The sequence below is a fragment of the Sphingopyxis sp. genome, assembly GCF_019459305.1.
Classification (GTDB): Bacteria; Pseudomonadota; Alphaproteobacteria; order Sphingomonadales; family Sphingomonadaceae; genus Sphingopyxis.
The window spans coordinates 1-26,090 of the sequence record NZ_JAIBES010000057.1; the positions used below are offsets into that span (position 1 = coordinate 1).

23 protein-coding genes are annotated in these 26,090 nt (G+C 64.0%); 7 read left to right on the plus strand and 16 right to left on the minus strand.

The window, feature by feature from the left end:
- Window positions 1-624 precede the first annotated feature (624 nt).
- The 3 genes from K0M74_RS06215 to K0M74_RS06225 are packed head-to-tail and all read right to left on the minus strand — an operon-like array spanning window position 625 to window position 2,783.
- Window positions 625-1,701, minus strand: a complete 1,077-nt coding sequence (locus K0M74_RS06215) for a glycerophosphodiester phosphodiesterase (protein ID WP_293969234.1) — start codon at window positions 1,699-1,701, stop codon at window positions 625-627.
- The gene (locus K0M74_RS06220; RefSeq protein ID WP_293969237.1) at window positions 1,698-2,048 is read right to left on the minus strand and encodes an ArsC family reductase; all 351 of its coding nucleotides are present in this window, start codon (window positions 2,046-2,048) and stop codon (window positions 1,698-1,700) included. Before K0M74_RS06220 ends, K0M74_RS06215 begins: the two co-directional genes overlap by 4 nt.
- Window positions 2,049-2,105: 57 nt before the next feature.
- Window positions 2,106-2,783, minus strand: a complete 678-nt coding sequence (locus tag K0M74_RS06225; RefSeq protein WP_293969240.1) for a Crp/Fnr family transcriptional regulator — start codon at window positions 2,781-2,783, stop codon at window positions 2,106-2,108.
- Between the two features lie 254 nt (window positions 2,784-3,037).
- On the opposite strand from K0M74_RS06225, the gene K0M74_RS06230 reads away from it, so the two are divergent.
- On the plus strand, window positions 3,038-4,411 hold the full coding sequence (locus tag K0M74_RS06230; RefSeq protein WP_293969243.1) for a class II 3-deoxy-7-phosphoheptulonate synthase: 1,374 nt from the start codon (window positions 3,038-3,040) through the stop codon (window positions 4,409-4,411).
- A gap of 125 nt (window positions 4,412-4,536) precedes the next feature.
- On the opposite strand, the gene K0M74_RS06235 is transcribed toward K0M74_RS06230, so the two are convergent.
- On the minus strand, window positions 4,537-6,042 hold the full coding sequence (locus K0M74_RS06235; protein WP_293969246.1) for a M20/M25/M40 family metallo-hydrolase: 1,506 nt from the start codon (window positions 6,040-6,042) through the stop codon (window positions 4,537-4,539).
- 164 nt (window positions 6,043-6,206) lie between these two features.
- Window positions 6,207-7,034, minus strand: a complete 828-nt coding sequence (locus K0M74_RS06240) for a CoA ester lyase (protein WP_293969249.1) — start codon at window positions 7,032-7,034, stop codon at window positions 6,207-6,209.
- 81 nt (window positions 7,035-7,115) lie between these two features.
- Between K0M74_RS06240 and K0M74_RS06245 the strand changes: the two genes are divergently transcribed.
- Together K0M74_RS06245 and K0M74_RS06250 are read left to right on the plus strand one after the other, a co-directional pair.
- Window positions 7,116-8,057: an SPFH domain-containing protein gene (locus tag K0M74_RS06245; RefSeq protein ID WP_293969252.1), complete on the plus strand. Its 942-nt coding sequence runs from the start codon at window positions 7,116-7,118 to the stop codon at window positions 8,055-8,057.
- A 1-nt stretch (window position 8,058) separates the two neighbouring features.
- The gene (locus K0M74_RS06250) at window positions 8,059-8,505 is read left to right on the plus strand and encodes an NfeD family protein (RefSeq protein WP_293969255.1); all 447 of its coding nucleotides are present in this window, start codon (window positions 8,059-8,061) and stop codon (window positions 8,503-8,505) included.
- Window positions 8,506-8,603: 98 nt separating this feature from the next.
- On the opposite strand, the gene K0M74_RS06255 is transcribed toward K0M74_RS06250, so the two are convergent.
- The 4 genes from K0M74_RS06255 to radA are packed head-to-tail and all read right to left on the minus strand — an operon-like array spanning window position 8,604 to window position 12,811.
- Window positions 8,604-10,481: a cation:proton antiporter gene (locus tag K0M74_RS06255; RefSeq protein WP_293969258.1), complete on the minus strand. Its 1,878-nt coding sequence runs from the start codon at window positions 10,479-10,481 to the stop codon at window positions 8,604-8,606.
- Complete coding sequence (locus tag K0M74_RS06260; protein WP_293969261.1) at window positions 10,478-10,906, minus strand: iron-sulfur cluster assembly scaffold protein; 429 nt, start codon at window positions 10,904-10,906, stop codon at window positions 10,478-10,480. Before K0M74_RS06260 ends, K0M74_RS06255 begins: the two co-directional genes overlap by 4 nt.
- A complete protein-coding gene (locus K0M74_RS06265) occupies window positions 10,903-11,439 on the minus strand; it encodes a CvpA family protein (RefSeq protein WP_293969264.1) in 537 nt (178 codons plus the stop codon). Before K0M74_RS06265 ends, K0M74_RS06260 begins: the two co-directional genes overlap by 4 nt.
- A 10-nt stretch (window positions 11,440-11,449) precedes the next feature.
- The gene (radA, locus tag K0M74_RS06270) at window positions 11,450-12,811 is read right to left on the minus strand and encodes a DNA repair protein RadA (protein ID WP_293969267.1); all 1,362 of its coding nucleotides are present in this window, start codon (window positions 12,809-12,811) and stop codon (window positions 11,450-11,452) included.
- 210 nt (window positions 12,812-13,021) lie between these two features.
- Here radA and fsa point away from each other — a divergent pair, with 210 nt between their 5' ends.
- From fsa to K0M74_RS06285, 3 genes are all read left to right on the plus strand, one after another.
- The gene (fsa, locus tag K0M74_RS06275; protein ID WP_088440397.1) at window positions 13,022-13,672 is read left to right on the plus strand and encodes a fructose-6-phosphate aldolase; all 651 of its coding nucleotides are present in this window, start codon (window positions 13,022-13,024) and stop codon (window positions 13,670-13,672) included.
- Window positions 13,673-13,837: 165 nt separating this feature from the next.
- Window positions 13,838-14,632 (plus strand): crotonase/enoyl-CoA hydratase family protein, encoded by a 795-nt coding sequence (locus tag K0M74_RS06280; RefSeq protein WP_293969272.1) that lies wholly within the window; start codon window positions 13,838-13,840, stop codon window positions 14,630-14,632.
- Window position 14,633: 1 nt separating this feature from the next.
- A complete protein-coding gene (locus K0M74_RS06285) occupies window positions 14,634-16,136 on the plus strand; it encodes an acetyl-CoA acetyltransferase (protein ID WP_293969275.1) in 1,503 nt (500 codons plus the stop codon).
- Window positions 16,137-16,255: 119 nt separating this feature from the next.
- Here K0M74_RS06285 and K0M74_RS06290 read toward each other — a convergent pair whose 3' ends face one another.
- On the minus strand, window positions 16,256-17,755 hold the full coding sequence (locus K0M74_RS06290; protein ID WP_293969278.1) for an aldehyde dehydrogenase family protein: 1,500 nt from the start codon (window positions 17,753-17,755) through the stop codon (window positions 16,256-16,258).
- Between the two features lie 98 nt (window positions 17,756-17,853).
- On the opposite strand from K0M74_RS06290, the gene acs reads away from it, so the two are divergent.
- The gene (gene acs, locus K0M74_RS06295; RefSeq protein WP_293969281.1) at window positions 17,854-19,818 is read left to right on the plus strand and encodes an acetate--CoA ligase; all 1,965 of its coding nucleotides are present in this window, start codon (window positions 17,854-17,856) and stop codon (window positions 19,816-19,818) included.
- A 54-nt stretch (window positions 19,819-19,872) separates the two neighbouring features.
- On the opposite strand, the gene K0M74_RS06300 is transcribed toward acs, so the two are convergent.
- The 6 genes from K0M74_RS06300 to K0M74_RS06325 all read right to left on the minus strand — a co-directional run bounded on the left by K0M74_RS06300 (window position 19,873) and on the right by K0M74_RS06325 (window position 26,077).
- On the minus strand, window positions 19,873-21,030 hold the full coding sequence (locus tag K0M74_RS06300) for a serine hydrolase (RefSeq protein ID WP_293969284.1): 1,158 nt from the start codon (window positions 21,028-21,030) through the stop codon (window positions 19,873-19,875).
- Window positions 21,031-21,106: 76 nt separating this feature from the next.
- On the minus strand, window positions 21,107-21,838 hold the full coding sequence (locus tag K0M74_RS06305; protein ID WP_088440401.1) for a peptidase: 732 nt from the start codon (window positions 21,836-21,838) through the stop codon (window positions 21,107-21,109).
- Window positions 21,839-21,886: 48 nt separating this feature from the next.
- A complete protein-coding gene (locus tag K0M74_RS06310) occupies window positions 21,887-22,690 on the minus strand; it encodes a transglutaminase family protein (protein WP_293969287.1) in 804 nt (267 codons plus the stop codon).
- A complete protein-coding gene (locus tag K0M74_RS06315) occupies window positions 22,687-23,628 on the minus strand; it encodes an alpha-E domain-containing protein (RefSeq protein ID WP_293969289.1) in 942 nt (313 codons plus the stop codon). Before K0M74_RS06315 ends, K0M74_RS06310 begins: the two co-directional genes overlap by 4 nt.
- 130 nt (window positions 23,629-23,758) lie before the next feature.
- Window positions 23,759-25,156 (minus strand): circularly permuted type 2 ATP-grasp protein, encoded by a 1,398-nt coding sequence (locus K0M74_RS06320; protein ID WP_293969292.1) that lies wholly within the window; start codon window positions 25,154-25,156, stop codon window positions 23,759-23,761.
- Between the two features lie 186 nt (window positions 25,157-25,342).
- Window positions 25,343-26,077, minus strand: a complete 735-nt coding sequence (locus K0M74_RS06325; RefSeq protein WP_293969295.1) for a sulfite exporter TauE/SafE family protein — start codon at window positions 26,075-26,077, stop codon at window positions 25,343-25,345.
- Window positions 26,078-26,090: the final 13 nt, after the last annotated feature.

Consider the following 26,090-nt stretch of genomic DNA (forward strand, 5'->3'; position numbering starts at 1 on the left):
CGCCCCGCGATCTAACAGGGCAAATATTCGCCGTCGCTCGTGGACGCTTTCCGAATCGCGCCCGCGTTCGGAAAGCCGCTGCAAGCGGTGTTCAAATGGTAGCCCGGCAGCTATTGACGACAGCGCGGCCGCGCGGCCCGGCCCACGCCCCTCCCCGGGCGTCGGGCCGGGTTTTGCGTCTATGGGGCTGAAAGCTGCCGCTATCGTCGTTACGCAAAGTCCATGCCTCGCTACTCTGATATCGAAGAAATTTCTCCATCGCCACAGTTCGGCATTACCGGGCCGAATGGGTGGGGCAATCATTTTTGGAGCGGACAAATCGACGACGAGGCGCCTCACCACGCGCTCTTGGAGCAGTTTGCAGGGAGGTATCTGCAATCCGCGATCGTGCTACCGCCACACGATCAGTTCGAAGACTATGTGGAGTGATGCGAGATGGGATGCAAAGCCCATGTGGGTCTATTACGAGACCATCTTGACCAACTTGTGGCTGTGGTCCGGCGATCGAGATCGCCATCGTCGGCATGCGATCAGCCTTATTCCGCTGGCCGATCCAACTTGAGCAATAGGTCGCTAGTAGTTGTCGAAAATCATAACTTTAGCGTCAGATGCGATCGCGCCCGATCATTGCTCGCTTTTTCCTGCCACCGTCACCACCGCCTCTCGCGGATTGTCGCTGAACAGTCCGTCGATGCCCGTAGCCAGAAAAGTCGCGATCTCGGTGCCCAGGTCGCCATGCCCCGCCGGGTTCACCCCGCCCTTGTCGCCGAGCGGCAGGAAATAATTCTCGCGCCGAAACGTCCACGGATGCACCTTAAGTCCCGCGGCATGGGCATCGCGCACCAGGTTAGTCGGCTCGGCCAGTGAGCCGAGCGCGCCGCGCGGGATGACCATCGCCTTGTTCGGGCCGATACCGTCCGCATAGGATGCAATGGTTTTGAGGCCTGCGGGTGACGCCATGGCGGCATAGCTGGTTTCGGGTCTGTCGGGCGGACCGCCCTCGCCGTCCATCAACTGGATCAGCGGCAGGTCGCTCTTGGCGCGCAGGTCGATCAGGTTCCGCACCTCAAAGCTCTGGATATAGACTGGCGCCTTGCGGCCGCGATAGCCGAAGCGGTCGAGCAGCGCGAACAGCGGCGCCTCGTGCGACAGCCCGATCGACGTAAAATAGCTGGGGTGCTTGGTCTCGGGATAGACGCCGACCGGCTTATCGCGGCCCGCGTTCACCTCGGCCAGCAGCGTCAGAATTTCCTCAAACGTTGGAATATCGAACTGTCCATCATAATCTGTCGAACGCAGCTTCGGCAGCCGTTCACGGGCGCGCAGCGTCTTCAATTCGGCCAGCGTGAAATCTTCTGTGAACCAACCGGTCACCTTGCTGCCATCGATCGTCTTGGTCGCCTTGCGGTCAGCATATTCGGCACGATCGGCGACGTCGGTCGTCTCCGAAATCTCATTTTCGTGCCGCGCCACCAGCACGCCGTCCTTGGTCATCACCAGGTCGGGCTCGATAAAGTCGGCGCCCTGTTCGATCGCCAGCCGGTACGCGGCGATCGTGTGTTCGGGGCGCTCGCCCGATGCACCACGATGCGCAATGACGATAGGTGGCTGGCCATCGAGGGTGGATTGCATGGTCACCGGATCAGCCGAGCAACCGGCCAGCAATGTCAGGGCCAGCAAGGCCGCTATCCACCGGATCATACCGCAAATCGCGCCTGCCAGTCGGCGGCCGCAAAACCGACACTGATCGCGCCCGCAGCTTCGACGACCGGACGGCGGATCATTGCGGGTTGGTCGAGCATTAAGGCTTTCGCCGATACCGCATCGAGCCCGTCCTTCTGCGCATCGGGCAGTTTGCGAAACGTCGTTCCGGCCTTGTTGAGCAGCTTTTCCCAGCCGAGCGCATCGATCCAGCTTTGCAACCGGGCGGCGTCGAGCCCATCTTTGCGAACATCGTGAAAGCGGTAGGCGACGCCCTGCTCATCGAGCCAGCGCCGTGCCTTTTTCATCGTGTCGCAATTCGAAATGCCGTAGAGAATCATTATCATCGCACCCTGATTAGCAGGCGGCGATGACAAATTCGAGGTGTCGTGGTCGCGGATTTTTCACACGATCGGCGCCCGGTCGGCCAGCCGCGTGTTCGCGCTCGCTAGCTTGCCGCGCAGCGCGCGCGCAAAGCCTTCGTGCAGCGTGCTCGCGATCGCGGGGTTGGCGGTCAGATAGGCGCGAAGTGCCGCCGCCGGGACAAACCACAGCCGCGCATTGCTTCCCAGCAGCACCGTTCCCGTCGCATGGGTGCCGTCCAGCACCGTCGCTTCGCCGATCAGCGCGCCGTCGGATAATTTGCCGACCTCGGCGCCGTCGCGCCGGATCGCCGCCTGCCCCTCGGCGAGATAGAATAAACTCGGCGCCGCCTGATTCTCGCGGATCAGTATCTCGCCGCGCTTTGCCGAAATCCAATGCCCCTGATCGATCAGCCCGCGCGCCGCCACCGGGTTGAGCGCGCTGAAATGCTCACGCCGCAGCGCCTCTTCCTCCGCCGAAAAGCTGACCTGTCGCTCGCGCAGCCACAACCGCGCCAGGATGCCGAGGTTGACGACCAGGATCGCCAGCACCAGCATGCCGTAACCGACGTCGGGTTCGCGGAACAAAACCAGCGGCACCGCCACCAGCGCCGCCGCGGCGAGCCCGATCCGGACATAATCGATGCGCACGACAAAGCTGGTCGCAAGCAGCAACAGCAACGCCCCATATACAAACCATGCGGACTCGAAATTCGCCATAGCCAGTCGCTTTGCGTGGAGACCCGGTATCGGGTCGATGCATGTATAACGTCGCCGATAGCCCGATGCCTTGGTTCCGCGGATTCCATTCCAAAGCAGTGAAACAAACTATCAGTTTTTGGTCCCCAAGAAAAGTATAGGTGCGTAAATGTCACGATAATGCTAATTTTATCGTTCGCGAAATGGCGCGCATTGCGTCCGAGCGACATTCGCGCCATGGCAGCGCCCGGTTCAAACAGTGAAGACAAAGGCAGATGAGCAAGAATTGGCAACCGCATAGCTGGCGATCGCACGAGGCCCGCCAGCTCCCCACCTATCGCGACGCGGCTGCGCTCGCGGCGGCGGAGCGCGAGCTCAGCAATTATCCGCCGCTGGTGTTCGCCGGCGAGGCGCGCGATCTGACCGCTGACCTCGGCCGCGTCGCCGAGGGCAAGGCATTTTTGCTCCAGGGCGGCGACTGCGCCGAAAGCTTTGCCGAATTTCATCCGAACAACATTCGCGACACCTTCCGCGTGCTGCTCCAGATGGCGGTCGTGCTGACCTTTGCGTCGAAAATGCCGGTGGTGAAGCTCGGCCGCATGGCGGGCCAGTTCGCCAAGCCGCGATCCGCCGACATGGAAGACATCGATGGCGTCTCGCTGCCGAGCTATCGCGGCGACATCATCAACGACATCGCGTTCGAGGAAGCGGGCCGCGAGCCCGATCCGCAGCGCATGGTCAAGGCGTATAACCAGTCGGCGGCGACGCTAAACCTACTGCGCGCCTTCGCCAACGGCGGCTATGCGAATTTGCATCAGGTCAACGCGTGGACGCATGACTTCATGGACCGCAGCCCCTGGGCGAAGAAATATCAGGAAACTGCGGCGCGGATTTCCGAAGCGCTGGCCTTCATGGAAGCGTGCGGCGTGACGCCGGAGACGGTGCCGCAGATCAAGGGCACCAGCTTTTACACCAGCCACGAAGCGCTCCTGCTCCCCTATGAGCAGGCGCTGACGCGGCAGGACAGCCTGACCGGCGGCTGGTACGACACGTCGGGCCACTTCCTGTGGGTCGGCGACCGCACCCGTTTCGAAGGGTCGGCGCATATCGAATATCTTCGCGGCATCGGCAATCCGGTCGGCATGAAGTGCGGGCCGAGCCTGGAGTCCGACGTGCTGCTGCGCCTGCTCGACACGCTGAACCCGAATCATGTGTCGGGGCGGATGACGCTGATTACCCGCTATGGCCATGACAAGATCGAGGCGCATCTGCCCAAGCTGGTGCGCGCGGTGAAGGAATCGGGCCACCCAGTCGTGTGGTCGTGCGACCCGATGCATGGAAATGTCATCAAGACGCCCAACGGCTACAAGACGCGCCCGTTCGAGCGCATCCTCGCCGAAGTGCGCGGCTTCTTTGCCGTCCACCGCGCCGAGGGGACGCATGGCGGCGGCATCCATATCGAGATGACCGGCCAGAATGTCACCGAATGCACCGGCGGCGCGATGGACGTGACCCAGATGGACCTTGCCGACCGCTATCACACGCACTGCGATCCGCGGTTGAATGCGGGGCAGTCGCTGGAACTGGCGTTCCTGTTGGCCGAGATGCTCAATCAGGAAATGTCGGAGCGGGCGAAGCAGGCGGCGTAAGAGCGATCAATTATATAGGGACAGTCCCTATTTAATCGCCGTCATTGCGAGCGAAGCGAAGCAATCCGGAGCGGTTTACGCCACCCTGGATTGCTTCGCTTCGCTAGTAATGACGATGAGGAAGTCTACTTTCCCGGCCACGCCTTCACGTTAGCGAACGCCCGCCCCAGCGCCACATGCAGGTCGGCATCCTCCGCCGCGCCGCCCAGCGGGATCTTGTCGCTGAAATTGTCGTTCGGGCCGTGATAATCGCTGCCCAGAAACGCTTCCAACAGCGGCATATCTGAAAAACTGCCGCCGACCATCAGCGACGTCACGCCCTTGGCACCCAGCGCCCAGCCGTCCTGGCGCTGAATGAAGGCGTCGGCCTCGCCATCCTCGTCGAGCTTGCGACCCAGCTTGGTCGCGGCGGCGCGCACCACCGCATCGTAGGCGGGCTTGCCGCGCCCGATCGTTGCGACCGGGGTGCCGCGCGGCGAAATCGCGATGGTGTCGACATTGAGCGCCACGGTGATGTCGCTCAGCGGCACCACGGGATAATCGGCAAAATATCGCGCGCCGAGCAGACCTTTTTCTTCCGCAGTCGTCGCCAGGAAATAGATGTCGCGGTCGGGGCGCTGGCCCGACGCCAGCCGCTTGGCAACCTCGATCAGCACCGCGATGCCGCTCGCATTGTCGACCGCGCCGTTGCAAATGCGATCGGCCTCGCCTTCCTTGCCGCAGATACCGAGGTGATCCCAATGGCCTAGGAACAGCACCACCTTGCCATCCGGCTTGGCGCCGGGCAGCTTGGCGACGACATTGTTGCTGATGAAGGGCCGGATCGTCGATTGGGTAGTCAGATCGGCGGTGACCGGCAGCACGATGCCGCGGTAGTCGGGCGACTTTGCCGCTTCACGCACCGCGCCGCCATCCTGTCCCGCCTTTTTGAGTAGCGCGTCGGCGGCTTCGAGCGACAGGAAGCCGCTCACCGGCGCGCCCGGCTTGGCGCTCGCCAGCCGCACGGCCGTGCTACTGGCACTGTCGCGCAGCTCCGCCCATGGCACGGCGTCGGTCGCAATCACCAGCACGGCTGCGGCGCCTGCGTCGGCCAGCATCTGCCGTCGCTCGCGGTAACGCGGCAGCTTGTCGCCGAACGGCGCATTGTCGAACAACATGATCGCCAGCTTGCCGGTGACGTCGGCGTTGACCTTCCCTGTGCCATCGACGCCGTAACCGACAAAGACCGCGGGGAGGTCGGCCAGTGACATCGACGCGTCGCGCCCGTTCAGGATGATGCCGTCATCCTCGATAGCGAAATCGCGGCCATGCACCTTGAACTTGGCGGTGCCGCCGACGGCGCGACTCTCGACGAAAGGGATCGGCTGCAACCACGGGGTGGCGCTGCCCGGCACGGCATTGAGTCCGGCCTTGGCCCATTCGCCGACAATATAGGCAATGGTGCGATCCTCGCCGTCGGTGCCCGGGGCGCGTCCTTCGAACGCGTCGTCGGCGAGCACCTTGATATGCGCGGCGAGTTGGGCTTCGGTGACGGGCGGATCGGCCTTTGCGGGTGCAGCAGACGCGGCGGCAGGAAGGCAGACGATGAGGGCGATGGCCGCGATAGCAGTACGGAAACGAATGATCTTCATGGGGCTGCCGCATGGCATTTCCATTTGGCTCAGGCAAGGCGCGTTCGTCGAACGACGAATGGCAATCATCCCTCCCGCAAGCAGGAGCGGCAGCGAGACTTGCAAGCTTGTTCGCTAGTCGCAGCGGCGTCCGCCAATGCGATGTCGCTGCCCACCCTCAACCCCTACCGTGAGCGGGAGGGGAGTCTGCAGCGCCGCGCCAGCAGCGCCCGCGCCGCAGCGACGTGCATATCCTCGATCATCCGCCCCTCGTGACGCTGCGCCCCGCCCGTCGCCGCCGCGACGAGCGCCTCGGCGGCAGCGATCTCGCGCGCCGAGGGGGCAAAGGCGGCGTTGCACGGATCGACCTGCGAGGGGTGGATCAGCGACTTGCCATCGAATCCGAGCCGCCGTCCCTCGGCGGCTTCGCCAGCAAAGCCAGCGACGTTGTCGATGGCGTTGTAAACCCCGTCGAACGCCCACACACCGGCCGCACGCGCCGCCAGCACAATCGCCTGGATCGCATGGCTCATCGCGGTCCGATCCATGCCGTCCGGGAGCTTCAATTCATGCGCCAGATCATTGAGCCCCGCGATCAAGCCCGCAACCGCCGGATCGGCGCCAATGTCACGCGCAGCATAGATCGCTGTCGGAGTTTCGATCATCGCCAGCACTGGCAGGCCCAGCCCGCGCACCGGACCCAGATCGATCGGCGCATCGACCTTGGGCAGCACCACCGCATCGAGCGCCAGATCGGCGAGCGCGTCGATGTCAGCCGCCTGCTCCGCCGTCCCGGTTGCATTGATCCGCACCGCGACGCGCTTGCCCGAAAAGCCCGCCATCACCGCGGCGCGCATCGCAGCGCGCGCTTCGTCCTTGCGATCCGCGGGGACTGCGTCCTCAAGATCGATAATCAGCATATCGGCGGCGAGGCCCGACGCTTTTTCCAGCGCGCGGGCATTCGAGCCGGGGACATAAAGCAGCGAGCGCGGAGCAGATTCAGGGTGGGTCATGCGCTTTTGTCTGGCGCAACCGGGCCATTCTCGCAATAAAGGAGTGAGGCCTCACGGCCAGGTTCGCAGAGGGGATTTTCGATGGACTATTGGTTTCCGATCGCACTCGTCGTGCTCGCGGCGGTATTCCTCCTGTGGGCGCTGACCCCGGTTCGTCAGGGTTTCAGCTACACCATCGAACGCTTCGGTCGCTACACGCACACCGCGCAGCCGGGGCTGAACTTCATCATGCCGATCTTCGATCGCGTCGGCCGCAAGGTCAATATGATGGAACAGGTGCTCGACATTCCCGGCCAGGAAATCATCACCAAGGACAATGCGATGGTCGCGGTCGACGGCGTGGTGTTCTTCCAGGTGCTCGACGCCGCCAAGGCCGCCTACGAAGTCAGCGACCTGTACCTGGCGATTATGAACCTGACGACGACGAACCTGCGTACCGTGATGGGCTCGATGGACCTCGACGAAACCTTGTCGAAGCGCGACCATATCAACGCGCGGCTGCTCGTCGTGGTTGACGAGGCAACGACGCCGTGGGGGGTCAAGATCACCCGCGTCGAGATCAAGGACATCCGCCCGCCTGCCGATATTTCGAACGCGATGGCGCGCCAGATGAAGGCGGAGCGCGAAAAGCGCGCCAACATCCTGGAAGCCGAAGGCATGCGCGCCTCCGAAATCCTGCGCGCCGAGGGTGAGAAGCAGGGCCAGATCCTGCAGGCCGAGGGCCGACGCGAAGCCGCCTTCCGCGACGCCGAAGCCCGCGAACGCGAAGCCGAGGCCGAAGCCAAGGCAACCCAGATGGTGTCCGACGCGATCGCGGGCGGTAACGCGCAGGCGATCAATTACTTCATTGCGCAAAAATATGTCGAAGCCGTCAGTCAGTTTGCAACCAGCCCGAACAGCAAGACGATCCTGTTCCCGGTCGAGGCGACGCAGCTGATCGGGACGCTCGGCGGTATCGGCGAGCTTGCCAAGGATGCGTTTGAGCGCGGCCCGACGCCGCCGACGACGCCGGGAGCGCGCTGAGATGCCCGATTGGCTTTCGAACATGGAGCCGCATTGGGCGTGGCTCACCGTCGGGGTGCTGCTGTGCGCCGCCGAAATCGTCGCGCCCGGGTTCTTCCTCGTCTGGCTGGGCGTCGCGGCGATCGCGACCGGCGTCCTCGCCTTTCTGCTCCCGATCGGCGTCCCGATGCAGCTCGGTGTATTTGCCGTGCTCGCCTTCATCGCGCTCTACAGCGCGCGGCGCTGGCTCAAGAACAACCCGATCGTGTCGACCGACCCGCTGCTCAACCAGCGCGGCGGGCGGCTGGTCGGTGAAGTGCTCACATTGGTGACCGCGATCGAAAACGGCCGCGGCCGCGCCAAGGTCGGCGACGGCGAATGGCCGGTCCGCGGGCCGGACGCTGCCGAAGGGACCAAGGTCCGCGTGGTCAGCGCCGAAGGCGGGGTGCTGGTGGTCGAGGCGGCTTAGTTCCCGCAAGTTGGCGTGACATCCTTCGGCGGCGACCGCTACTCCTGCCAAGACCCAGGGGTCCATTCGTCAGATTTAGAGCGGCTGATGACAGGGCTTTAACTGCGAACCGCTTCGCCTTCGTCTTTGGCAAGCTTGGCGGCGCGTCGCCGTTCGCGCAGCGTTTCCAGCACGCTCGCCGCCTGCCGCCCGCCACCCGCGATAAAGCGGTGGTTCATGCCAGCGGTCAGATCACCCTCGCTGATCTGCGCATGCAGTCGTTCGGAATCGAGGTGGCGCAGCGCCTGCTCGACATCGGCGATTTCAACGTCATCGACGTCGATCTGCTTCAGGGCCAAGAGCCCGAGCGCGATCGAACTTTCAAAGGTTTCACGCACCGCGCCGTCGACCCCAGCGCCGTCGATCGCCATCAACTGGCGGCGGTCGAACACCCGGGTCAAAATCTTGGCTTTGGGAAACGCCTTGACGATGGGCGCCAATACCGCGGCGTCAAAGCTGCGGTCATCGGTGCAGAAAATGATCAACCGCGCATCCTCTGCATCGGCGCGGCGCAGCACGTCGACCTTCAGCCCGTCGCCGAAATAGACTTTGGTGTTGTAGCGCCCTGACGTCTCGATCTGGCTCGGCTTCTTGTCGATCAGCGTCACCGAACAATCGACCGCGTTCAGCATCTGCGTCACGATCTGTCCGAACCGTCCGTAGCCGACGACAATCGCCGACCCGCGCGGCGCATGTTCGGGGTCGTCGAGTTCGGCTTCGATACTTTCGGGTGCAAACTCCAGATTGCGCGCGAACAGCATCAGAAACGGCGTCGTTATCATCGATAGCGTTACGACCGCGCTGAACAGGCTTGCCGCCTCGGGGGCGATCAGCTGCGCCTCGGTCGCCTGCGTGAACAACAGAAAGCCGAATTCGCCGCCCTGGCTCAGCAGCAGACCAAGCCCGAGCGCGACGCTCCACGGCTTGCCGAACAAGCGCACGATCACGGTCAGCACGACGACCTTAACCGCGACCAGCCCGGCGGCGAGCGCGACGACGCGCAGCGGGTCTTCGCGAATGACATTGAGGTCGAGCACCATGCCGACCGCAAGGAAAAACAGCCCGAGCAGCACAAGGCGGAAGGGTTCGACATCGGCCTCGATCTCGTGCCGGTATGGCGAATCGGCCAGCATCACCCCGGCGATGAAGGCGCCGAGCGCGGTCGACAGGTGCAGGCTGTGCATAAAGGCGGCGCTGGCAATGACGACAAGCAGCCCGACGACAACGAACAATTCGCGCTCGCCATAGCGGCCGATGATCCGCAGCAACGGATTGACGACAAAGCGTCCGGCGAGGACGAGGACGACGATCGCGGCGACGGTATAAAGCGCCATCTGCCACCCCGGCGGCGCGTCGGGATTGGCAGGCGCGCGCGACAGCACCGCGATGATCGTGATCATCGGCACGATCGCGAGATCCTGGAACAGCAGCACTGAAAAGGCCTTTTCACCAAAAGGCGAGTTGATTCGGCCCGAGCTTTTCAGCCCTGGCAGCACCTGTGCAGTCGACGACAGTGCGAGCGGCAGCCCGAGCGCCAGCGCCGCCTGCCAGCTGAAGCCGAGCGTCAGGAAAATGAGGCCTGATAGGATCAGGCCGGTGATCACGACTTGCGCGAGTCCAAGCCCGAAGATCGCGCGGCGCATGTCCCACAGCCGCCGCGGATGCAGTTCCAGCCCGACGAGGAAAAGCAGGAACGCGATGCCGATTTCGGCAAAGGCGAGCTTTGATTCGCCGCCGCCGACGAGCCCGAGACCGTAGGGGCCGACCAGCGAACCCGCGATCAGATAGCCCAGCACCGCGCCCAGCCCGAGACGGCGGAACAGCAGGACGAACAATGTTGCGACCCCCAACAGGATCGCTCCTTCGACCAGCGCGGTGTCGGTTGCCTGCTCGGCGGCCACATCGGTTGCCACCGCGGTTAGCGCGAGCAAGTTCACACGCGTGCGCCCTGTTTTTCGAGCGCAAGAATCGCGGCGTCGAACGGCAACAGGATCGCCCCCTGCCGCGCCGGATAATCACGGGCGGGGGCCAGCAGTTCAAAGCCCGGCCAATCGGGCACGGCGCCAGTGCCGCCGAACCAGCCCGCAATCGAGTCGCGCGCACCGCGAATCTCGTCGCGGCTGCGTCCCTTAACGTGGCGTGCGAGCAGCGTCGCGGCCGCCTGTCCCAGCGCGCACGCCTCGACATGCATGCCGATGCCGGTGACCCGCCCCAGATCGTCGGCGTCAAGATCAAGGAGGATGCGGCTGCCGCACAGCGGCGCACGCGCCGTGGCGTGATATCGCGCGTCGGGGTTGGGCAGATGTTCGGACGTCGCCACCGCCAGCGCCAAGATGTCGCGGTTGTACAGCGGCGTGCTCATGGCGTCGGTGCTTCGGCTTCGGCCGCGCGCGCTTCCGCGCGGCGCTCGGCGATCACCTTGCTCAGCGCCTGGCTTGTCGCGTTGAGCGCGGGATAGGTGCGGCTGTCGGTCATCCACGTCGGACGCTGCGCGTTGCCATAACCGATGTCGTACAGCAGCGCCACGAGCATGAAGCCGATCGCGGCGATCATCAGCCCCTTTACCGCTCCGAACCCCGCCCCCAGCCCGCGGTCGAAGCCGCCAACGAGCGACGCGCGGCTGCGCTGCCCCATCGCGCGCGATCCCCATTTAGCAAAGGCGAAGACGCCCCCGAACAGCAACACGAACGCCAGCATTGCGGCGCCGCCGCCGCTGCCGACCCAGCCAGTCAACAGGTCGGTGACGAACGGATGAAAAAAGCGCACTGCCGCAATCGCCAGGATCCAGGCGAGTAATGTCGTCACTTCCTGCACCAAGCCGCGCGAAAAACCGAGCACCGCGCTGCCGCCGACGAGCGTCAGCACGAGGATATCCAGAGCTGTCAGACTTCCCATTCAGGGGTGGCTAGTCGCGACCGAGCATCAGGTCAACGAGTTCGCCGAGTCGTTCGAAACCGGTCACCGAAATTCCCCCCACCGGCTTCATTCCCTTCGGACCCCAACCGCTCGAAAAACCCAGCTTTGCCGCCTCGCGCAGACGCAATCCGTCGTGCGAAACCTGCCGCACCTCGCCCGACAGAGACAACTCGCCGAAGACGATCGCGTCGGCGGGCACCGGCCGCTCGCTGAACGCCGAAATCAGCGCCGCCGCGACCGCCAGGTCGGCGGCGGGGTCAGTCAGTCGGTAACCGCCGGCAATGTTCAGATAGACTTCGGCGGCGCCCATCTGGAGTCCGCAGCGCGCTTCCAAGACCGCCAGCACCATCGCGAGCCGCCCGCTGTCCCACCCGACCACCGCGCGCCGCGGCGTCGCCCCGCTCGCGAGCCGCACGGTCAGCGCTTGTACCTCGACCAGCACCGGCCGCGTGCCTTCCAATGCTGGGAACACGACCGATCCCGGTACGTCGCGGCTGCGGTCGGTCAGGAACAGGCTCGACGGGTTGCTGACCTCGCCCAACCCCTCCTCACCCATCGCGAACACGCCGATCTCGTCGGTGCCGCCAAAGCGGTTCTTGACCGCGCGCAGGATGCGATATTGATGACTGCGCTCGCCCTCGAACGCCAGCACCGTATCGACCATATGTTCAAGCACGCGTGGCCCCGCGATCGTCCCGTCCTTGGTGACATGCCCGACCAGCACGATCGCGGCGTCGCTGTCCTTGGCATAGCGGATCAATTCCTGCGCCGACGCGCGGACCTGGCTCACCGTGCCGGGCGCGCTGTCGATCAGGTCGCTGTGCATTGTCTGGATCGAATCGATGACGACGAAATCGGCGGTCTGCCGGTCGAGTGTCGCGAGAATGTCGCGCACCGACGTCGCGCTGGCGAGGGCAACCGGCGTGTTGCCGAGCCCCAGCCGCTGCGCGCGTAGCCGCACCTGCGCCGCCGCTTCCTCACCGCTGATATAGACGACCGACTTGCCCGCCTGCGCCAGCCGTCCCGCCGCTTGCAGCAGCAGGGTCGACTTGCCGATCCCCGGATCGCCGCCGATCAACGTCGCCGACCCCGCGACGAACCCGCCGCCCAGCGCGCGATCGAATTCGGCAATCCCGCACAGCATCCGCTCGGGCATCTTGCTTTCGGCATTCAGCGTTTCGAGCGCGATCGTGCGCCCGCCCTTACTGAGGTCGTGCTTGGCCGAAAAGACGGTTTCGCCCGCTTCCTCGACCAGGGTGTTCCACTCGCCGCAATCGGCGCACTGCCCCTGCCAGCGATAGGTGGCGGAGCCGCAATTCTGGCAAACATATTGGCGTTTTGCTTTGGCCATGCGATCGCGCATAATCGGAACAAAGAACGAACGCCAGTCCTTTCACACGATCATCACCCCGACGTTATCCGGGGTCCACGCGGCACCGCTGTTATGGATGCCGGATCAAGTCCGGCGTGACGATAGTTGGACAGGACGGTTCAGTTTTCGATGCCGTTGCTCTAGGGCGATCACCAATCCGAATCGCCCTTCCGACAGAAAGCCCGCGCCATGAAATTCTTCGCCGACACCGCCGAAATCGCCGATATCCAGGAACTCGCCGCGACCGGCCTGCTCGATGGGGTCACCACCAACCCGTCGCTGATCGCGAAATCGGGCCGCGATTTCAAGGAAGTGACCCGCGAAATCTGCGCACTGACGACCGGCCCGGTGTCGGCCGAAGTCGTCGCGCTCGACCATGAAACGATGATGAAAGAGGCCGAAATCCTCCGCAAGATAGCCGATAACGTCTGCATTAAGGTGCCGCTGACGATCGACGGCTTGAAAACGTGCAAGGCGCTGACCAGCGACGGTACGATGGTCAATGTGACACTCTGCTTCTCGGCAGCGCAGGCGCTGCTCGCGGCCAAGGCGGGCGCGACCTTCGTCTCGCCCTTCGTCGGCCGCCACGACGACAACGGTTTCGACGGCATGCAGCTGATTTCCGACATCCGGCTGATCTATGACAATTATGGCTATGAGACCGAGATCCTCGTCGCCAGCGTGCGCCACGGCATCCATGTCCTCGAAGCCGCGAAGATCGGCGCCGACGTGATGACCGCGCCGCCGTCGGTGATCAAGGGGCTGTTCAAGCATATCCTGACCGAAAAGGGCATCGAAGGCTTCCTCGCCGACTGGGCGAAGACCGGGCAATCGATTTAACGACATATCCTCCCTGTCCACTGACGGAGGGGCCAGGACGCGACGTCGCCGCCCCTCCATCATTCTGCGGATAGTCCCCCTCCCCATGGCTTCGCCACAGGGAGGATTACAGTTGACGTAAACGTTAACCAACCGCGATACTCGCTCCCAAGGGAGAGATTCGCGATGACCGACACCACCATCCTCACCGAACGCCGCGGCCATATCCTGATCGTCACGATCAACCGGCCCGACGCGCGCAACGCGGTCAACGCCGCGGTTCATATCGGCATCGGCACCGCGCTCGAAACCGCCGAAAACGATCCCGAAATCCGCGCCGTCGTCATCACCGGCGCGGGCGACAAAAGCTTCTGCGCGGGAGCCGACTTGGTCGCCCTGTCGCGCGGCGAGAGCCTCTATCCCGACGATCCGGCGCAGCAGGCGTGGGGGTTTGCCGGCATGGTATCGCACCCGATATCCAAACCGATCATCGCCGCGGTCAACGGCTTTGCCTTTGGCGGTGGCTGCGAGATCGCGTTGATGAGCGACATCATCATCGCCGCCGATCATGCGCAATTCGGCCTGCCCGAAGTCAAAGTCGGGCTGTTCGCCGCGGCGGGCGGCGCATTTCGCCTCGCGCAGCAAATTCCGCGCAAGCTGGCGATGGAATATATGCTCACCGGCGATCCGATCCCCGCCGCGCGCGCCGCCGAATTCGGGCTGGTCAATCATGTCGTACCGCTCGCCGACCTGCTTCCCACCGCGATCGCGCTGGCCGAAAAGATCGCCGCCAACGCGCCGCTGTCGGTGCAAGCGTCGAAGCGCGTCGCGCTTGGCATCCACGACGGCCGCATCGCCGCCGACGCGCCCTATTGGGAAGCCAACACGCTCGAACGCACCGCGCTGATGCGCAGCGAAGACGCGCGCGAAGGCCCGCGCGCCTTTGCCGAAAAACGCAAGCCTGAGTGGAAGGCACGCTAAAATGACGATGGCCGATCCCGAGCGTATTCCCGTTATCATCGGCGTCGGACAGGTCAATGACCGTCCCGACGATCCCGATCAAGGACTGGACTCGCTAGAGCTGATGGTCGCCGCGCTCCGGATCGCTGCTGAGGATGCTGGCGTACCACTGGCCGATCTCGACAGCCTCGCGATCGTCGATCAGATCAGCTTTCACCACCTCGGCAAGCTGTGCGAACCCCTCGCCGCCGCGATCGGCGCGACGCCTGCGTTCAATTACCAGTCCGCCGCGCCGCACGGCGACACGCCGGTGCGTCTGCTCAACGAGGCCGCGAACCGCATCGGCGCCGGCGAGGTCAGACTCGCCGCGATCGTCGGTGCCGAGGCGCTGCGCACCGCCGCGGGCCGCGCCGCCAAGGCCGCCAGCGGCGAGGACAAAAGCTATAACGCGATCCGCAAGGTCGCGACGCGGCGCGAGCCAAATTACGCGCAGCTGCACGGGCTGGCCGCGCCGGTCGATGTCTATCCGCTCTACGAAAATGCGACGCGCGCCGCGTGGGGTCAAAGCCTGGAAGACGCGCAATTTGAAAGTGCAGAGATCTGGTCACGTTTTTCCGAAGTCGCCGCGGCGAACGAAGGCGCATGGATCCGCAAAGCGGCGTCGCCCGAGGACATCCTTCGAGTCGACGAACGCAATCGCCCGATCGCTTTCCCCTATTCAAAACTGATGGTCGCCAATTCGTCCGTCAATCAGGGCGCAGGCTTCATCGTCGCCAGCCTCGCCGAAGCGTGGCGGCGTGCCATGCCCGAGGACCAGCTGATCTACGTGGGCATGGGCGCGGCGGCGAAGGAGCCCGCCAGCATCCTCCACCGCGACCGCTACGACGGCAGCGTCAGTATGGAAACGTCGATCACGCGCACCCTCGCGCTTAACGGCATGACGTCGCAGGATTTTGACCATGTCGAACTTTACAGCTGCTTTCCCTGCGTTCCGAAAATGGCGCGGCGCATCCTCGGCTGGCCGTGGGACCGCCCCGCGACGGTGTTCGGCGGGCTGACCTTCGGCGGCGGCCCGATCGCTAACTATATGAGCCATGCCATCGTCTCGATGGTTGATCGGTTGCGCGCCGAGGGTCGCTATGGCTTCCTGTTCGCCAATGGCGGCTTCGCAACCGACAATCATTGCATTGTTCTCGGGAGGGAGCCGATCGTCGCATCGAGCTTCCCGCAGGATTTCGACTATCAGGCCGAAGCCGAGGCAAAACGCGGCGCGGTGCCTGAGTTGACCGAGAACTATGCCGGACCGGCGACGATCGAAAGCTACACTGTGTTCTACGGCCGCGATGGGGCGCCAAAGGCGGGCGTTGTCGTTGCGCGCACCCCGGATAGCGCGCGCACGCTCGCGCATGTTGATGTCGCTGATGCAGCGATGGTGGCTTTTCTGACGGACGGGACGCGGGAGCCCGTTGGCACCGCTGGCCAAGTCGTTGCGCTTGAAGAAGGCTTCAGCTGGCGGGTGGACTGACGCCGCCCTCCCTGTTCCGTTCGCATCGAGCGAAGTCGAGATGCCTATCGGGCGTGTACGGCTTTCACGGTGTCTCGACTTTGCTCGACACGAACGGGGTTTTGAGTGGCCGTTCGCCATCAAAGTTCGAAACTCACCCCCTGTGATAGTGGCAACGCATCCGAATAATTGATCGTATTCGTCGCGCGCCGCATATATTGGCGCCAGCTGTCCGACCCGCTTTCGCGGCCGCCGCCGGTTTCCTTTTCGCCGCCGAACGCCCCGCCGATCTCAGCGCCGCTCGTCCCCAGATTGACGTTCGCGATCCCGCAATCGCTTGCCGCCAAAAACCGCTCGGCCTCGCGAACGTCGGTCGTAAAAATTGCCGATGACAGCCCCGCCGCGACATCGTTGTGCAGGTTGATCACCGCATCCAGATCATAATAGCGCATCACATAGAGGATCGGAGCAAAGGTCTCGTCGAGCACCGGCCCGACCTGTCCCGGCATTTCGACCAGCGCGGGCCTCACATAATAGCTATCGCCGTCGCCGACCCGCTCGCCGCCATGAACAACCCCGCCCACAGCCTTCGCTGCCCCCAGCGCCTCTTGCATCATGTCAAACGCCGCGCGGTCGATCAGCGGCCCGACCAGCACCTCATCCTCGAGCGGATTGCCGACGCGCACGCTGCCGTAGGCGCCCTTCAACAGCGCAGTAAAGCCGTCATAAATACTGTCGTGCAGGAACAACCGCCGCGTCGTCGTACAACGCTGCCCCGCCGTCCCCATCGCGCCGAACGCCACGCCGCGCAGCGCCAGATCGAGGTCAGCCGATGGCGTAACGATCGCGCCATTGTTGCCCCCCAGCTCAAGGATCGCGCGTGCAAAACGCGCCGCAAGCCGAGGCGCCACGCTGCGCCCCATCCGTGTCGATCCGGTCGCCGACACCAGGGCCACCCGCCGATCGTCGACCAACGCCTCACCGACCTCGCGCCCGCCGATCAGCAATTGCGACAGCCCCTCGGGCGCATCGCCAAAACGTGCCGCCGCGCGAGCGAATACCGCCTGCACCGCCAATGCGGCGAGCGGCGTCTTTTCCGACGGTTTCCAAACCACGCTGTTGCCGCACACCAGCGCCAGCGCAGCATTCCACGCCCACACCGCGACCGGAAAATTGAACGCCGAGATCACGCCGACGACGCCCAGCGGGTGCCAGACCTCCATCATCCGATGCCCCGGCCGCTCGGTCGCGATGGTCAGGCCATAAAGCTGGCGAGACAGCCCGACCGCGAAGTCGCAGATGTCGATCATCTCCTGCACCTCGCCCGCACTCTCGGACGGGATCTTGCCGGCTTCAATCGTCACCAGCCGGGCCAGATCATCCTTAGCCGCGCGCAGTTCCTCGCCCCACAGCCGCACCAGTTCGCCGCGGCGCGGCGCGGGAACATGACGCCAGCTGCGGAACGCGGCGCTCGCCTGATCGAGCCGCTCGTCGATCGCCGCAGTATCGACGGTCTGTACCAAGCCGAGCTGTTCGCCCGTCAGTGGTGTCACGGCCGGCATCTTCCCTTCAGCCCAGGCCGCGCGGGAAACCCCCAGCCGGTCGAGTAGATCACCTGTCACCTGGCCCAGTTGAACCATGTTCCGCCCCTTCGTCGGCGCCATCGCGCCTTGCAACTTGTGGCTCGCGGGTTATCGCAGCCAGCAACCGAGTCAAATCGAAAGCGGGAGAAGCAGACGTGTCAGACCTACCCCCATCCGAACCGCTGATTCCCGTTCCGACCGACGCCGCGGCAAACACACATTGCACCGCCGCCGATTATGATCGCCTTTATGCACAAAGCATCGACGACCCCGACACCTTCTGGGCGGAGCAGGCAAGGCGTCTCGACTGGATCACGCCGCCAACAAAGATCGCGAGCTGGTCCTACGATCCGGTCGAGATCAAATGGTTCGAAGACGGCGTCCTCAACCTCTGCCACAACGCCGTCGACCGCCATGTCGCGGCGGGCCATGGCGAGCGCACCGCGATCATCTTCGAGCCCGACGCGCCCGATGGCGAGACACGCACGATCAGCTATGCCGCGCTGCTCGCCGACGTCATCCGCTTCGCCAACACGCTGAAGAAGATGGGCGTCCAAAAGGGCGACCGCGTCACCATCTACATGCCGATGATCCCCGACGGGGCGGTGGCAATGCTCGCCTGCGCGCGCATCGGCGCCGTCCACAGCGTCGTGTTCGGCGGTTTCTCGCCCGAGGCGATCCATGGCCGGATCGAGGATTGCGCGAGCGACTGGGTGATCTGCGCCGACGAAGGGCTGCGCGGGGGCAAGGTCGTTCCCTTGAAGGCCAATGTCGACAAGGCGCTCGAGCGCGTCGATGTGAGGGCGGTGCTCGTCATCGCGCACACTGGCGGCAACGTGAATATGAAGGAAGGCCGCGACCATTGGTACGACGCGCTGTCCGCCGGCGTTGACGGCGAGTGCCCGTGCGAGCCCATGAACGCCGAGGATCCGCTGTTTATCCTATACACCTCGGGATCGACGGGCAAGCCCAAGGGCGTGCTCCATACGGTGGGTGGCTATTCGGTGTGGACCGCGAGCACCTTCCACTACGGCTTCGACTATCGCCCCGGCGAGATCTTCTGGTGCACCGCCGATATCGGGTGGGTCACCGGACACAGCTATGTCGTCTATGGTCCGCTCCAGAATGGCGCGACGACGTTGATGTTCGAGGGCGTGCCGAATTATCCAGATCACGATCGGTTCTGGCAGGTCGTCGACAAGCATCGGGTCAACATTCTCTACACCGCGCCGACCGCAATCCGCGCGCTGATGCGCGAGGGCGACGAGTATGTGACGCGCCACGACTTGTCGTCGCTCCGCCTGCTCGGCAGCGTCGGCGAACCGATCAATCCCGAGGCCTGGCGCTGGTATAGCGACATCGTCGGTAAAGGGCGCGTCCCCGTCATCGACACCTGGTGGCAGACCGAGACCGGCGGCATCATGATCACCACCCTGCCTGGCGCGCATCCCGCGCAGCCGGGCAGCGCGGGCAAGCCATTTTTCGGCATCCGCCCGCAGCTCGTCGATGCTGAGGGCGGTGTCCTCGTTGACGAACAAACCGGCGGCGCCGCCGAGGGCAATCTGTGCATCACGCACAGCTGGCCCGGACAGGCGCGGACGATCTACGGCGATCACGCCCGTTTCGCCGAAACCTATTTCTCGACCTATAAGGGCAAATATTTCACCGGCGACGGCTGCCGCCGCGATGCCGACGGATACTGGCGGATCACGGGCCGCGTCGACGATGTGATCAACGTGTCGGGCCACCGCATGGGCACCGCCGAAGTCGAAAGCGCGCTGGTGCTGCATGAACTCGTCGCCGAGGCCGCGGTCGTCGGTTTCCCGCACGATATCAAGGGTCAGGGCATCTACGCCTATGTGACGCTCAACGCCGGGGTCGAGCCGACCGACGAGGTAGCCGCGGCGCTCAGGCAGCAGGTCCGCAAGGAAATCGGGCCGATCGCAACCCCCGACCATATCCACCTGACCCCGGGCCTGCCCAAGACGCGTAGCGGCAAGATCATGCGCCGCATCCTGCGCAAGATCGCCGAGAATGAATTCGGGTCGCTCGGCGACACCTCGACGCTGGCGGATCCGAGCCTCGTCGATGGATTGATCGAGGGGCGGAAGAACAGGTGACCACCATCGTCGCCTCCGCGAAGGCGGCGCGTACGCGGGGGCGACGATAATGGCCTATTCCGCCAGCGCCTCACACAGGCGATCAGTCGCGAGCGCGATCCGCGATTCCGCGGTGTCGCGATTGGCCGCGCTGTTCTGTACCCCGCGCGTTTCGGTGTTGAAGGCCAGCAGGCTTCCGGCTCGCTGGTCGGGACAGAAGCTCAGATAGGCGCGAAAGCCGTTCTGATCGCCATTGTGCCCGACAAACCCTACCGCGGCACTGCGATCGATGAAGAAGGACAGGCCGCTCTGCGTCGTCGTCGCCATGCGGCCTTGCGTAAAGTCGTCGCCCGCCGAAATCTGCGGCCGCCACATTTCCTCGAGCGACGAGCGGTTCAACACCCGATCATAGTCGGTCGCACGCGCCGGATCGCCGAGCAGGAACGCCAGATATTTCGCCATGTCGGGCATCGGCGCGTTGAGCCCACCGTTCGACACCGTCACTCCCGAATCGACGTCGAATGGCGCGGCGACCCGCTTGCCATCGCGGATAAAATAGCTGTGCGAGCGATGCGGCAGCAGGTGCGGCGGGGTGCGGTCGAAATAGCTCGCATGCATCGCCAGCGGCTTCAGGATGTTCTTGTCGATATAGACTTCATAATCCTCGCCCGACAGGCGCTCGATCACCTGTCCCAGATAGACGATTGCGGGGTTGGAATAGCCGAACCGGCTGCCCGGTTTAAACTCGACCGCGGTATAGGGCAGCATCGCCACCAGCTGCGACCAGCCCGCCGGCTCGAACGGCTGCCAGTCGCGCGCGCGCCACGGCCATGTCCCGCTGCGAAAGCCCGCGCTGTGGCTCATCAGCTGGCGCAGCGTGATCGCGCCCGTATCGCCATAGGGATTGTGCATCGCCGCGAGTTCGGGGACATATTTGACGATCGGGTCATCGAGCGACAGCAGCCCGCGATCACGCAGCTGCATGATCGCGATCCCCGTCATCGTCTTGGTGATCGAAGCCCAATGATAGATGGTCCGGGCATCGACCGGCACATGTGCGTCGGTATCCTGTGCGCCCAGATGATCGGCCGCGACCGTCCGCCCGTCTCGCACGACATAAAAGCTGCTCCCGGCGATATTCGACCGGCGCATTTCGGCGCGATGTAGCTCGCGAAAATCGTGCAGCGCCTTGTCGAAGCGCGCCTCATCGGCAGCGGCCGGCGTGGCGGTCAAAACAAGCGCAGCGACAATCCAGCGCATCATGGCAATCCCTCCCGGTGTGGTACCCGAGGACGGTGGCCGAAGGCGATCAGAAATGAAAGTCGGGAAGCTCGGCGAGCGCGATGCCCAGCGCCTCGGCCCAGCCATTGGCGACGCTGTCGAAATAGGGGTCGCCGCGTTCGAAGCGCCGTTCGCGCACCGTCGTATAATCGTCGCGCTCGTGGATTTTCAGGTCGATCGGCAGGTCGACCCCGGCGTTGGCGCGGATCGTCGAGTCGAACGATACGCAGAGCAGCTTGACCGCATCCTCAAACGACATCGCCGGATCATAGGATCGCACGATGATCGGGCGGCCATATTTGGTTTCGCCGATCTGGAAAAAGGGATTGTCCTCGCCCGCCTCGATAAAATTGCCCTCGGGATAGATCAGGAACAGCCGCGGCTCGGCGCCCTTGATCTGTCCGCCAATAATCAGTGAGGCGCGAAAGGGCGATGCCGCCGCCGGTCCTTCAGCATTATGACGCATCACGATCTGGCGCAGCGTTTCGCCGACGATCGTCGCGATCTGGAACATCGATGGCGCTTCGAGGATCGACGGGTGGCGGTCTTCGGGCGCCTTGGTGCGTTCGTCTAGCAGGCTGACCACCGCCTGCGTCGTCGCCAGATTGCCCGCCGACATCAACGTGATAACGCGCTCGCCCGGCACGTGCCAGCTGCGCATCTTGCGCACCTGCGCGATGTCGTCGACACCCGCATTGGTGCGGGTGTCCGACATGAACACCAGCCCTTTGTTCAACCGCATGCCAACGCAATAAGTCATCTAATCCCGTATCCCCGCCCCGGATCGTCCCGTGTCCCCGCAGCCCGCTTATTGCTGGACCTGCACTTGGACAACCAGATTTTCCTGCGCCGCACCATAACGCATGCCGCGAACCGGGGCGGCGTCGCGATAATCGAGACCGGTGGCGACGCGGATATAGCGCTGGTCGGGCGAATGACCGTTGCTGACGTCAAAGCCGATCCAGCCGATATGATCGAAATGCGCCTCCGCCCACGCATGCGTCGCATCCTGCTGGGTGCGGTCGTTCATCATCAGATAACCCGACACATAGCGCGCCGGATGCCCCAGATGCCGCATCGCGGCGATGAAGATATGGGCGTGATCCTGGCACACCCCGCCTTCACTGCCGAGCGCCTGTTCGGCGGTCGTTTCGGCATCGGTCACGCCGATCCGGTACGCCAGCCGGTCGATGATCAGCGCCGACAGCGCGTGCGCGCGTTCGATGTCATTGACGTAATCGCGGCCCAGCTGCGCAGTCAGCGCGCGTACCTGCCGCCCTGCGCGCGTCAGCGGAGTCGGGCGCAGAAAGGTCCATAGCGGCATTGCCCCGCGGTGCGCCCCGATCACGCCATCCCAGGTTTCGAGTTCGACCGTGCCATGGCAGCGGATCGTCAGTTCGGTCACGCCGCCGTCGATCGCGATCAGGTCGACGCCGTTGCCGTGGTGGTCGGTATAATGGAGCTGCTGCACGCCGCCTTCGATATCAATCGCCCAGTCGACGATATGCTGCTGCCCCGGGCGGTCCTTCGGCGTAAGCTTGAGCTGCTGCAGCGCATATTTGACCGGCGCATCGTAATGATAGCGGGTGATATGTTCGACACGGAGTTTCATTCGACAAACCGATAGTCGCGCTCGACCTGCCGCGCGAGGTTGGCAATATCGCGCAGGAAGCCGGTCACATATTGGTGGAGACCGCCGTCAAAGATCGACTGGATCGGTGCATTGAGTTTTTCGTGGCTAAGCGCATGCGCCAGCCGCCACGCGTCGGTCTCGTCGCCATAATGGCGCTGCAGTTGGGACAGATGATTCTCCATCCGCTCGCTGCAAAAGGCCAGGCTGCGCGGCATCTGCGGATAAAGGATCAGGAACTCGGCGATCTTCAGCGCGCTGATCTCCGCCCCGTACAGCCAGCGATAGGCGCGGTGCGCCGACACCGAGCGCAGGATCGTTTCCCACTGCACATTGTCGATCGAGGTGCCGATGTGCGCGACCGAAGGCAGCAGCAGATAATATTTGACGTCGAGGATACGCGCGGTGTTGTCGGCGCGCTCCAGATAGGTACCGAGCAGCGCGAAATGATAGCCGTCGTTGCGCAGCATTGTGCCATTCAGCGCGCCGCGCACCTGCGCGCTCTGCTGGCGGATCGTCGTCAGCACATCGGGCAGGTCATCCTCGCGCACCTGCCGCTTGAGCAGCGCGGTCAGCGTCATCCAACTGGTGTTGACCGCCTCCCAAGTCTCGCGCGTCAACGCGGTGCGTGCGGTGCGCGCATTGTCGCGCGCCTGGCGGATCACCGACAAGATGCTCGACGGGTTGGCGGGATCGCGGAGCAGGAAATCGATCACCCGCACCGAGCTGTAGTCGCCATGCGCCGCCTGAAACGCCTGATTGACCCCGGCAGTCACCAGCACCGATTTCCATTCCGCCGCCGCGGTTTGCGACCGGGTCAGCGCGATGCGAAACCCCGCGTCGATCAGTCGCGCATTATTCTCACTGCGCTCGAGGTAGCGCGCCATCCAGAAGAGGCTGCCTGCGGTCTTGCCGAGCATCAGGCCGTGCCTCCAAAAGCATCGTCGGTGCGAGGAGCCGAAGGCGACGCGGCAATCCGGAGTGTGCGGAAACCGCTCTGGATTGCTTCGCTTCGCTCGCGATGACGGGGGAGGATGAATTGCATGCGCATCAATCCTCCAACACCCAAGTATCCTTCGTTCCGCCGCCCTGACTCGAATTCACTACCAGCGATCCCCGGGTCATTGCGACCCGGGTCAGCCCGCCGGGAGTAATCGTGATGCCCTGCGGCGACATCAGCACGAAGGGCCGCAGATCGACGTGGCGCGGCGCCAGCCCTTTCTTCGTAAAGATCGGTACCGTCGACAGCGACAGCGTCGGCTGCGCGATATAGTTGCTCGGGTTCGCTTCCAGCTTGGCGCGAAACGCCGCCAGTTCCTTCTTGCTCGCCGCGGGGCCAACGAGCATCCCGTATCCGCCCGATCCATGGACTTCCTTGACCACCAGTTCGGGCAGGCGGTCGAGCACCTCGCGCAGATGCTCGGGCTCCGAACAGCGCCACGTTGGGACATTGGGCAGCAGCGCCTTTTCGCCCGTATAAAATTCGATGATGTCGGGCATGTAACTGTACAGCGCCTTGTCGTCGGCGATGCCGGTGCCGGGCGCATTGGCAATCGTGATGCCGCCGGCGCGATAGACGTCCCAAATGCCCGGTACGCCGAGCATCGAATCCGGCCGGAAGTTCAGCGGATCGAGGAAATCATCGTCGACGCGGCGATAAAGCACGTCGATCGCCTTATACCCCTGCGTCGTGCGCATCGCGACCCGACCATCAACGACGCGCAGATCATGCCCCTCGACCAGTTCGGCGCCCATATGGTCGGCCAGATAGCTGTGCTCATAATAGGCGCTGTTGTGGATACCGGGGGTCAGTACCGCGACCGTCGGCGTCCCGCCGCACGCAGGCGGCGCACAGGCGGCCAGCGATTTCAGCAGGTTGATCGGATAATCGCTGACCTCGCGCACCGGCACTTTCGCGAACAGCTCGGGAAACATCTGAAGCATCGTTTCGCGATTCTCGAGCATGTACGACACCCCCGACGGGGTGCGCGCATTATCCTCGAGCACATAAAATTCATTGGCGCCGGTCCGGACGATGTCGGTGCCGCTGATGTGCGTATAAATGCCACCGGGCGGATCGAGTCCCATCATCATCGGGAGAAACGCCGCGTTGCTGGCGATCAATTCGGTCGGCACCCGGCCGGCGCGCATAATCTCCTGCCGGTGATAGATGTCATAGAGAAAGGCGTTGAGCGCGCGCACGCGCTGTTCGATGCCGCGCGACAGGCGGCGCCATTCGCTGGCCGAGATGATCCGCGGCACAACATCGAACGGGATTAGTCGTTCGTCGCCGTCGGCGGCACCATAGACGTTGAAGGTGATACCGGTCGTGCGGAACAGCGCCTCGGCCTGCACTGCCTTGTGCTGGATGCGCGCCACATCCTCGGCCTCGAACCACCCGCAATAGTCTCGATAAGGCGTCCGGGTTTCGCCTTCCTTGCTGTTCATTTCATCAAAGAAGGAAATGCGCCTGCCCTTTCCACGCAACGTGCCAATTCGTGCCGCGCCTGATGCTTCAGTCCTGCGCGGCGTCCCGTGTTCCAGCTGCTGCGTCGCTTGTCAGCTACGTGGCCACCAAGCTTGTACTGCCGATGCTAGCACCGCCGCACGGGAAGGCAAGTGCACAAAAAAGCGTTAGAAACCAAACAGCAGGCGGATCGCGACGACCCCAACCAGCACCGCGGTGAGCCGCCGGATCAGCGCCGCGGGTCCGCTCTTCACCGCAAGCTGAGTCCCGATGGCGCCGCCGATCAGCACTGCGACCAACAGCGGCCAGTGGCTCGCGACGGCGCCGATCATTTCGCTGCCCTTGCCTTTTAACAACTGACCGGTCAGCCCGAATAGGCTGTTGACGAGAATGAAGAGGCTCGCAGTCGCCGCGACCGTCCGGGCTTCGGCCCAGCGGATCAGGTGGAGGATCGGCGCGAGAAAGATGCCGCCGCCGATCCCGACGACGCCCGCAAGAAAACCGAGCGCTGCCGCAATCGGTAGCAACAGCCTGGCCGGCAACTGCACGGGCTTGGCGGTCTGCGGTTGGATCAGCAGCGCGACCGCCGAGACAAGCAGTGAAAGGCCAAGCAGGACGACAAGCACCCCCTGCTTTACCGGCGTCAGTCCGCCGAGAAATGCCAGCGGCGCTGCAATCGCGACGAGCGGCAGCGTCTTTGCCCAAGGCATCGCGCCCGACCGCGCAAAGCGAAACGTGCCGCCGCTGACGACGATGACGTTGCACGCAAGGCTGATCGCCGGAACCAGCCCCACCGCGACGCCGCCGAGCAACAGCAGCGCGGTGTAGGTCGACCCGCCGCCGAAGCCGACCGCGGCATAGAGCAGCGCGGTCAAGCCAAAGAGCGCGGCGAGACCCGTCATCGCGTCAGAGCAG

Excerpts from the sequence above, each read along its gene's own strand:
- K0M74_RS06215 (WP_293969234.1), bottom strand. The coding sequence starts at position 1,701 with ATGATCCGGTGGATAGCGGCCTTGCTGGCCCTGACATTGCTGGCCGGT.
- K0M74_RS06220 (WP_293969237.1), bottom strand. The coding sequence starts at position 2,048 with ATGATAATGATTCTCTACGGCATTTCGAATTGCGACACGATGAAAAAG.
- K0M74_RS06225 (WP_293969240.1), bottom strand. The coding sequence starts at position 2,783 with ATGGCGAATTTCGAGTCCGCATGGTTTGTATATGGGGCGTTGCTGTTG.
- K0M74_RS06230 (WP_293969243.1), top strand. The coding sequence starts at position 3,038 with ATGAGCAAGAATTGGCAACCGCATAGCTGGCGATCGCACGAGGCCCGC.
- K0M74_RS06235 (WP_293969246.1), bottom strand. The coding sequence starts at position 6,042 with ATGAAGATCATTCGTTTCCGTACTGCTATCGCGGCCATCGCCCTCATC.
- K0M74_RS06240 (WP_293969249.1), bottom strand. The coding sequence starts at position 7,034 with ATGACCCACCCTGAATCTGCTCCGCGCTCGCTGCTTTATGTCCCCGGC.
- K0M74_RS06245 (WP_293969252.1), top strand. The coding sequence starts at position 7,116 with ATGGACTATTGGTTTCCGATCGCACTCGTCGTGCTCGCGGCGGTATTC.
- K0M74_RS06250 (WP_293969255.1), top strand. The coding sequence starts at position 8,059 with ATGCCCGATTGGCTTTCGAACATGGAGCCGCATTGGGCGTGGCTCACC.
- K0M74_RS06260 (WP_293969261.1), bottom strand. The coding sequence starts at position 10,906 with ATGAGCACGCCGCTGTACAACCGCGACATCTTGGCGCTGGCGGTGGCG.
- K0M74_RS06265 (WP_293969264.1), bottom strand. The coding sequence starts at position 11,439 with ATGGGAAGTCTGACAGCTCTGGATATCCTCGTGCTGACGCTCGTCGGC.
- radA (WP_293969267.1), bottom strand. The coding sequence starts at position 12,811 with ATGGCCAAAGCAAAACGCCAATATGTTTGCCAGAATTGCGGCTCCGCC.
- fsa (WP_088440397.1), top strand. The coding sequence starts at position 13,022 with ATGAAATTCTTCGCCGACACCGCCGAAATCGCCGATATCCAGGAACTC.
- K0M74_RS06280 (WP_293969272.1), top strand. The coding sequence starts at position 13,838 with ATGACCGACACCACCATCCTCACCGAACGCCGCGGCCATATCCTGATC.
- K0M74_RS06285 (WP_293969275.1), top strand. The coding sequence starts at position 14,634 with ATGACGATGGCCGATCCCGAGCGTATTCCCGTTATCATCGGCGTCGGA.
- K0M74_RS06290 (WP_293969278.1), bottom strand. The coding sequence starts at position 17,755 with ATGGTTCAACTGGGCCAGGTGACAGGTGATCTACTCGACCGGCTGGGG.
- K0M74_RS06305 (WP_088440401.1), bottom strand. The coding sequence starts at position 21,838 with ATGACTTATTGCGTTGGCATGCGGTTGAACAAAGGGCTGGTGTTCATG.
- K0M74_RS06310 (WP_293969287.1), bottom strand. The coding sequence starts at position 22,690 with ATGAAACTCCGTGTCGAACATATCACCCGCTATCATTACGATGCGCCG.
- K0M74_RS06315 (WP_293969289.1), bottom strand. The coding sequence starts at position 23,628 with ATGCTCGGCAAGACCGCAGGCAGCCTCTTCTGGATGGCGCGCTACCTC.
- K0M74_RS06320 (WP_293969292.1), bottom strand. The coding sequence starts at position 25,156 with ATGAACAGCAAGGAAGGCGAAACCCGGACGCCTTATCGAGACTATTGC.
- K0M74_RS06325 (WP_293969295.1), bottom strand. The coding sequence starts at position 26,077 with ATGACGGGTCTCGCCGCGCTCTTTGGCTTGACCGCGCTGCTCTATGCC.